General features: G+C 72.0%; 8 protein-coding genes. 7 read left to right on the plus strand and 1 reads right to left on the minus strand.

All coding sequences use genetic code 11. The features are described from left to right. From CCN51_RS48560 to CCN51_RS48580, 5 genes are all read left to right on the plus strand, one after another. Positions 1 to 615 (plus strand): MmyB family transcriptional regulator (locus tag CCN51_RS48560; protein WP_086861070.1); only part of this gene is annotated, 615 nt, incomplete at its 5' end. A 312-nt stretch (positions 616 to 927) separates the two neighbouring features. After that, complete coding sequence (locus CCN51_RS48565; RefSeq protein ID WP_014177560.1) at positions 928 to 2,541, plus strand: M4 family metallopeptidase; 1,614 nt, start codon at positions 928 to 930, stop codon at positions 2,539 to 2,541. A 110-nt stretch (positions 2,542 to 2,651) separates the two neighbouring features. Beyond that, positions 2,652 to 3,737: an S-(hydroxymethyl)mycothiol dehydrogenase gene (locus CCN51_RS48570; protein WP_014177561.1), complete on the plus strand. Its 1,086-nt coding sequence runs from the start codon at positions 2,652 to 2,654 to the stop codon at positions 3,735 to 3,737. Further along, positions 3,737 to 4,375 (plus strand): MBL fold metallo-hydrolase, encoded by a 639-nt coding sequence (locus CCN51_RS48575; RefSeq protein ID WP_014177562.1) that lies wholly within the window; start codon positions 3,737 to 3,739, stop codon positions 4,373 to 4,375. The genes CCN51_RS48570 and CCN51_RS48575 overlap by 1 nt, the downstream gene beginning before the upstream one ends. A gap of 133 nt (positions 4,376 to 4,508) precedes the next feature. Further along, the gene (locus CCN51_RS48580) at positions 4,509 to 5,006 is read left to right on the plus strand and encodes a hypothetical protein (RefSeq protein ID WP_043490656.1); all 498 of its coding nucleotides are present in this window, start codon (positions 4,509 to 4,511) and stop codon (positions 5,004 to 5,006) included. Positions 5,007 to 5,019: 13 nt separating this feature from the next. Here the strand turns inward: CCN51_RS48580 and CCN51_RS48585 are convergent, their stop codons facing one another. Continuing rightward, positions 5,020 to 5,721 carry a pentapeptide repeat-containing protein gene (locus CCN51_RS48585; protein ID WP_055413963.1) on the minus strand — a complete coding sequence of 234 codons (702 nt, stop codon included), beginning with the start codon at positions 5,719 to 5,721 and terminating at the stop codon, positions 5,020 to 5,022. Positions 5,722 to 5,897: 176 nt separating this feature from the next. Here CCN51_RS48585 and CCN51_RS48590 point away from each other — a divergent pair, with 176 nt between their 5' ends. Next, a complete protein-coding gene (locus CCN51_RS48590) occupies positions 5,898 to 7,085 on the plus strand; it encodes an FAD-dependent oxidoreductase (RefSeq protein ID WP_014177565.1) in 1,188 nt (395 codons plus the stop codon). 101 nt (positions 7,086 to 7,186) lie between these two features. After that, positions 7,187 to 8,052 (plus strand): zinc-binding dehydrogenase (locus tag CCN51_RS48595; RefSeq protein ID WP_086861072.1); only part of this gene is annotated, 866 nt, incomplete at its 3' end.

The following is an 8,052-nucleotide window of genomic DNA, read 5'->3' on the forward strand; positions in this document are numbered from 1 at the left end:
GCGCGGGAGGGCGGCGGGCGGGCGCCGCGTACGGGGGTGCGCACCCTGATGGACACCATGACGGGCACGCCCGCGTTCGTCCTCGGGCGGCGGATGGACGTCCTGGCGTGGAACGCCCTCGCGGACGCGGTGTCGGGCTTCTCCGCGATGGCCGAGGGGGAGCGCAACGCCGCCCGGCATACCTTTTTGGACCCGACGGCCCGCGAGTTCTACCCCGACTGGGCCACGGTGGCCGCGGAGACGGTGGCCTATCTGCGACTGGACGCGGGACGGCACCCGGACGACCCGCTGATGGCATCGCTGATCGGTGAACTGGCCATGAAGAACGAGACATTCCGCCGGCTATGGGCCGATCACCCGGTCAAGGAGAAGACCCACGGGGTCAAGCGCATGCGCCATCCGGTCGTGGGCGATCTGGAGCTGGGATACGAAACGCTGACGCTGCCTGGCGATCCGGACCAGCTCCTGGTCGCATACACAGCGGTGCCGGGCTCGGCCGCCGCGGAGAAGCTTGCGGTGCTCGCGAGCTGGGCGGCGAGCCAGGGCGGGGCCGATTCGGCGGCCGAGGACGGCCGCGCGAAAGGTGACAAGCCCTCATCTTCCAGGCGCGGTTGAGTGGCGGAAACCTGACCTGAATCGCCCCTGAAGAGACAACGCCAAGTCAAATTCTTGTTTCAGACCTGTCCGAACAGATCGTTCAATGACAATCTCTGCTCGGTCACCGCGCATGTCAGATGCACGTCAGATGACTCCAGATGACGTCATCGACGTCAGATGACCGCGCGCCAGGTGCCGGCACCACCGAAGCAAGCGCGACACACGCATCACTCCTCGCACCACTCCTCGCACCACCGGGCAGCCCACCCATGGCCGCCCGCACCCCCTACACAGGGCCGCGACCCCGCGGCCCCAAGGCAAGGAGACCGAGTGAGATCCATCGCTTCCGCCACCCGTAAGAAGTCTGTCCGCGCCGCGGCCCTCGTCGCCTCCGCCGCGATGGTCGTGATCGGCGTACAGACCGGCCCGGCCAGCGCCCAGGCCGAGTCCAGCCGTGAAGCCGGCGCAATGGCGCTGCCGCTCTCCGCCCAGGAGCGCGCGTCCGCGATCAAGGCCGCGCAGGCCGACGCCTCCGCCCAGGCCGAGTTCCTCGGCCTCGGGGCCCAGGAGAAGCTTCTGGTGCGGGACGTCATCAAGGACGCGGACGGCACCGTTCACACCCGCTACGAGCGTACGTACGCCGGGCTGCCGGTCCTCGGCGGCGACCTGGTCGTCCACGAGAAGGCCAGCGGCGCGCGCACCGTGACCAAGGCGACCTCGGCCACGATCTCCGTGCCGACCACCTCCGCCGAGGTGCCGTCCGCCGACGCCAAGAGCGCCGCCCTCAAGGCTGCGCCCACCGACGACAAGGCCGGCAAGTCGCCGCGGAAGGTCATCTGGGCGGCGTCCGGGAAGCCGGTGCTGGCCTGGGAGACCGTCGTCACGGGTATGCAGAAGGACGGCACCCCGAGCGAGCTGCACGTCATCACCGACGCGGCCACGGGCAAGAAGCTGTTCGCCGACGAGGCCGTCGAGACCGGCACCGGCACCAGCAAGTACAGCGGCACGGTGACGCTCGGCACCACCAAGAGCGGCAGCACCTACAGCCTCACCGACGGCACGCGCGGCAACCACAAGACCTATGACCTGAACCAGGGCACGTCGGGCACCGGCACCCTGTTCACCGACGCCGACGACGTATGGGCCGGCGGCCGTCAGACCGCCGGGGTCGACGCGCACTACGGCGCAGCCGAGACCTGGGACTTCTACAAGGAGGTGCTGGGCCGCAACGGCATCAAGAACGACGGCGTCGGCTCGTACTCCCGGGTCCACTACGGCAACAACTACGTCAACGCCTTCTGGCAGGACTCCTGCTTCTGCATGACCTACGGCGACGGCTCGGGCAACGCCAACGCGCTCACCTCGATGGACGTGGCCGGCCACGAGATGAGCCACGGTGTGACCGCGGCCACCGCCAAGCTCAACTACAGCGGCGAGTCCGGCGGCCTCAACGAGGCCACCTCCGACATCATGGCCACCGCCGTGGAGTTCTACTCCGCCAACTCCGCCGACGTCGGTGACTACCTCATCGGCGAGAAGATCAACATCAACGGCGACGGCACCCCGCTGCGCTACATGGACAAGCCCAGCAAGGACGGGGCGTCCCGGGACTACTGGTCCTCGACGCTCGGCAACGTCGACGTCCACTACTCCTCCGGGCCCGCCAACCACTTCATCTACCTGCTGTCCGAGGGCAGCGGTGCGAAGACCATCAACGGCGTGAGCTACAACAGCCCGACGTACGACGGCTCCACGGTCACCGGCATCGGCCGGGACAAGGCCATCAAGATCTGGTACAAGGCCCTGACCACGTACCTGACCTCCACCTCCAAGTACGCGCAGGCCCGCACCGCCACGCTCAGCGCGGCGACCGACCTGTACGGGGCGAGCAGCACCGAGTACAAGGCCGTCGCGGCGGCCTGGACCGCGATCAACGTGAAGTGATCACGAAGTAGGCGCGACGGGCCGCACCGCAACCCGGTGCGGCCCGTTCCCGTCCCCACCGCCGCTGTCCCCTGCTGTCCCCGCCACTAATCGGCACATACGCTGCTGCCATGACTCAACACGTACGCGGTGTCATCGCCCCGGGCAAAGGCGAGCAGGTCAGGATCGAGACGATCGTGGTGCCGGACCCCGGGCCCGGCGAGGCGGTGGTGCAGGTGCGGGCGTGCGGTGTGTGCCACACCGACCTGCACTACCGGGAGGGCGGCATCAACGACGAGTTCCCCTTCCTGCTCGGCCATGAGGCGGCCGGTGTCGTGGAGTCCGTCGGGGAGGGCGTCACCGAGGTGGCCCCCGGCGACTTCGTGATCCTCAATTGGCGGGCCGTATGCGGCCAGTGCCGTGCCTGTCTGCGCGGCCGCCCCTGGTACTGCTTCAACACCCACAACGCGCGCCAGAAGATGACCCTCACCGACGGCACCGAGCTGTCCCCGGCCCTGGGCATCGGCGCGTTCGCCGAGAAGACCCTGGTGGCGGCCGGGCAGTGCACCAAGGTCGACCCGGCCGCATCGCCCGCGGCGGCCGGCCTGCTGGGCTGCGGCGTGATGGCCGGCCTCGGCGCGGCGATCAACACCGGCGCGGTGGGGCGCGGCGACTCGGTCGCCGTCATCGGCTGCGGCGGCGTCGGCGGCGCGGCGATCGCCGGGTCCCGGCTGGCCGGAGCCTCGAAGATCATCGCGGTGGACGTGGACGACCGGAAGCTGGAGATGGCGCGCACCCTGGGCGCCACCCACACCGTCAACGGCAAGACCGCCGACACCGTCAAGGCCATCCAGGAGCTGACCGGCGGCCACGGCGCCGATGTCGTGATCGACGCGGTCGGCCGGCCCGAGACCTACCGCCAGGCCTTCTACGCCCGCGACCTGGCCGGCACCGTGGTGCTGGTCGGCGTGCCCACCCCGGAGATGAAGCTGGAGCTGCCGCTCCTGGACGTCTTCGGGCGCGGCGGCGCGCTCAAGTCCTCCTGGTACGGGGACTGCCTGCCCTCCCGCGACTTCCCGATGCTGATCGACCTGTATCTGCAGGGGCGGCTCGACCTCGACGCGTTTGTCAGCGAGACGATCGGTCTTGACGATGTCGAGGAGGCGTTCGCGAAGATGCACCGCGGCGAGGTGCTGCGCTCGGTGGTGACGCTCTGATGACTCCCCCGCCCGTACGCATCGACCGGCTGGTCACCTCCGGCACCTTCTCCCTGGACGGCGGCACCTGGGAGGTGGACAACAACGTCTGGCTGGTCGGCGACGACAACGAGGTGTACGTCATCGACGCCGCCCATGACGCGGACGCGATCATCGAGGCGGTCGGGGGCCGGCGGCTGCTCGGCATCCTGTGCACCCACGGCCACGACGACCACATCGACGCGGCCCCGGAGGTCGCCGACCGCACCGGCGCGCCGATCCTGCTGCACCCGGACGACGAGGTGCTGTGGCGCATGCGGCACCCCGACCGCAAGCCGGACGGGGCGCTGGCCGACGGCGATGTGCTCACCGTCGGCGGCACCGAGCTGCGGGTGCTGCACACCCCCGGCCACTCCCCGGGCGCGGTCTGCCTCCACGCCCCCACGCTGACCACGGTCTTCTCCGGGGACACGCTCTTCCAGGGCGGCCCCGGAGCGACCGGCCGCTCGTACTCGTCCTTCCCGACGATCATCGAGTCCATCAGGGAGCGGCTGCTGTCGCTGCCGACGGAGACCGTCGTACGCACCGGCCACGGTGACCCGACCACCATCGGCGACGAGGCCCCGCATGTGGAGGAGTGGATCGCCCGCGGTCACTGAGGGCGTCCCGGGCGGACCCGCGTCGGCCCTCGCCGGCCCGTATCGGGCCGCAGCATCCGCGTCGGCCCGTGCCGTCCCGCCCGGCGGGACCGCGCGGGCCGACGGGCGCAACCGCCGTGACACCATCGACCGTGTGATCGACCTCGGCTACTCCCTCTCCCGCCGCTTCCCCGACCCCCCGCAGACGGACTACCGCACCGCGGATGTGCACACCCTGCGCCACGACCTGTTCTGCGGCGATGTCTACCTCGCCGATACGGAAGCGGACCGCGAACTGTCCACAGCCTGGGGATGGGTGCCCGTGCTCGACTTCGCCTGGGCGCTGTGCGACATCGTGGAACGCCTCGACCGCGACCCGCTCGGCAGCCGCTCCGCGCGCCCCGTCCACGCCGAGCTGGACTTCACCGAGTCGACCGACCGGCTGCTCTTCGAACGGCGCTTCGGCTGGGTGGACATCACGGCCGACTGGGCGGAGGCCGAGGATGCGCCGCTCACCTTCAACCACGCCGCGCTGCGCCGGGAGGCCCGCGACTTTCTGCACGATCTGATCGCGGACCTCACCGATATGCACGAAGGGCTGGCAGACAACCCGGCGGTGTGGGAGCTACAGGCCCGCTACCCCCGCGTCTGACCCCAGTGCCCCATCAGCCAAGGGTCCGGACCGCCTCCTCCACCCGGATGCCCAGCCGGGCCGCGAGCGCCGGAGCCAGGTCGAGCAGCTGCGGCGGGCTGATCACCGCGCCCGCCAGATGCTCCATACCCCGCGCGATGTCCAGCTCCGTGACCGCGCGCAGATCGACGTCCGTCAACCGCGCCTGGGTGAAGTCCGCCCCGCGCAGCGCACAGTCCACGAACTCCACCCGCTCCAGCACCGCCCCGCCGAAGTCCGCCTCCGCCAGCACACACCCCTCGAAGACGACGTCCGTCAGCCGCGCCGTCCGCAGATTCAGATAGTCGATCTTCCCGCCGCGGACCAGCACCCGCTCCAGCACCGCCCCGTGCAGCTGGACCCCGCCCAGCCGGGCGTCCACCAGCTCCACATCCCGCAGCCGCGCCTCCGAGACATCGGCGCCCACGCCCCGCACGCCCTCCAGCACACAGTCGAGAAACCTGGCCCGGGACAGCCGGGCCTCGTCGAATCCACAGCGGCGGATCCCGCAGTCCAGGAAGCGCGCGCCGCCCGCCCGCTGCCCGGCGAAGTCCAGGTCGGCGAAGTCCAGTCCGTCGTAGTCCCCCTCCGGCTCCAGCTCCCCGCCCTCGTAAGGCCGCAGCTCGGGCAGCACCACCTCCGGCCGCCGCGCCGCCCGCACCACGCCCGCCGCCCCGCTCCTGCCGCGCCCCGCCATGCCTGCTCCGTCCCGTCGCTCACCTGTCGTGCCCTGCCATGGCCCGCCCTCCATCGTGAGCCACGCCACTGACAACGGCCTGTCAGCGCCCCGATGTCACATCCTTGCCCCGCCGCGCCGTCGTACCCGTGAGACGCGATCCGACCCGGGTCGCCGTACGGGAAGGAGTACTGCCCATGCGCCGTATCACCGTCGTCGGCGGCGGCCTGGCCGGCCTCACCGCGGCCATCGCCGCCGCCGAGGCAGGAGCCGTGGTGACCCTGCACGAGGCCCACCACTCACTCGGCGGCCGCGCCCGCACCGCCCCCGACCCGTACCGCGTCAACGAAGGCCCGCACGCCTTCTACGCGGGCGGGCCGCACTGGGCGTGGCTGAAGAAGCGCGGGCTGCTCGGCCCGCTTGCTCACCTCTCGCCCCTGGAGGCCGCCCGGCTGCGCTTCCACCGCGACGGGCGGCTGCGCCGCGTGCCGCCGGCCGCCATGCTCAGGCTGCGGCGGGCCAAACGGGCGCCGGTCGACGCCGACTTCACCACCTGGGCGACGAGCGTCGTCGGCGCGGCCGGGGCACGGGCGGCCGCCAACTACGTCGGCGTCGCCACCTTCCACCACGCCCCCGGCGAGCTGTCCGCCGCCTTCGTCCAGGAGCGGTTCCGGCGCTCCGCCAAGGTGCCGCCGGAGGCCCGCTACGTACGCGGCGGCTGGGGCGCGGTCGTCGAGCGGATGGCCGACCACGCCTGGAAGCTCGGCGTACGGCTCGAAACCGGCTCCCGCGTGGACACGCTGCCCACCGACCAGGGCCCGGTGATCGTCGCGACCGCGCTGTCCACCGCCCGCGCGCTGCTCGGCGACGCCTCGCTCACCTGGGACAGCGGCCGTACGGTCCTGGTCGATCTGGCCGTACGCACCCGGCGCGGCGACGCGTTCGCCGTCTCCGACCTCGACTCCCCCGGCTGGCTCGAACGCTTCACGGCCCAGGACCCCTCACTGGCCCCGCCCGGCGAGCAGCTGCTCCAGGGCCAGGTGCCCATCGGCCCGGACGAGACCAGGGCCGACGGCCTCGCCCGCGCCGAACACCTGCTGGACCTGGGCTTTCCGGGCTGGCGCGAGCGTACGGTCTTCCGCCGGGTGGCCCTGGCGACCGGGCGTACTGGGGCGGTGGACGCGCCCGGCACCACCTGGCGGGACCGGCCGGCGATCCACCGGGGCGACGGGGTGTATCTGGCGGGCGACCAGGTGGCCGCGCCGGGGGTGCTCTGCGAGGTGTCGTTCAACAGCGCGCTCACCGCGGCCACGCTCGCGCTCGGCGGGCGGGTCGGGGACGCCCCGGCCACTGCGTCGGGGGCCGCTTCGAGGGCGCCCCGGTGACCGCCGTCACGTCCGGGCCTGGCTCAACGCCCCTTGACCTGAACTTTGGTTGAGGTTGGAGGGTGGCCGTACGACAGCCCCACCAGCCCAGGGAGACCGCCATGTACGCCGTCCGCCTGCACGCCTTCGGCCCCGCCGAGAACCTGATCTACGAGAAGACCGACGATCCGGTGCCGGGCCCGGGCGAGGTCCGGATCGCGGTCACCGCGGCCGGGGTCCATCTGCTCGACACCGCCCTGCGCGCGGGCCAGGCCCCCGCCACCCAAACCGCGCCCGAACTGCCGACCATCCCCGGCCGCGAGGTCGCGGGCACGGTCGAGGCGCTGGGCGAGGGCACCGACCCGGCGTGGCTCGGCAAGCGTGTGGTCGCCCACCTCGGGATGGTGCCCGGCGGCTATGCCGAACTGGCCGTGGTCGCCGCCAAGAAGCTGTACGAAGTGCCCGCGAACCTGGACGAGGCGCAGGCCGTCGCCATGATCGGCACCGGCAGGACCACGATGGGGATCCTGCAGTTCGCCGAGCTGACCGCCGACGACGTCGCGGTCGTCACCTCGGCGGCGGGCGGGATCGGTCAACTCCTGGTGCAGTACGCGGGGCATGTGGGCGCCACGGTCGTGGGGCTGGCGGGCGGCCCCGAGAAGGTGGCGCGGGTGCGCGAACTGGGCGCCGATATCGCCGTCGACTACACGGACCCGGGCTGGCCGGACCAGGTCCAGGCGGCCCTCGGCGGCCGGGCCGCGACCGTGCTGTTCGACGGCGTCGGCGGCGAGCCCGGCCGCACGGGCGTGGATCTGCTCGGCCCCGGCGGCCGTCACCTCGTCTTCGGCTGGTCCTCGGGCGGGCTGCTCACCGGCGGTGGCGGCCCGCTGGAGTTCAGCGAGGAGGAGTTGACGGCGCGCGGCATCACCTCACAGGTCGTGCTCGGCCCGCCGGCCTTCGCCAGCATCGGCGGGCCGAGCACGACCTG

Origin of the sequence: Streptomyces milbemycinicus (assembly GCF_002154605.1) — a bacterium.
GTDB lineage: Bacteria > Actinomycetota > Actinomycetes > Streptomycetales > Streptomycetaceae > Streptomyces > Streptomyces milbemycinicus.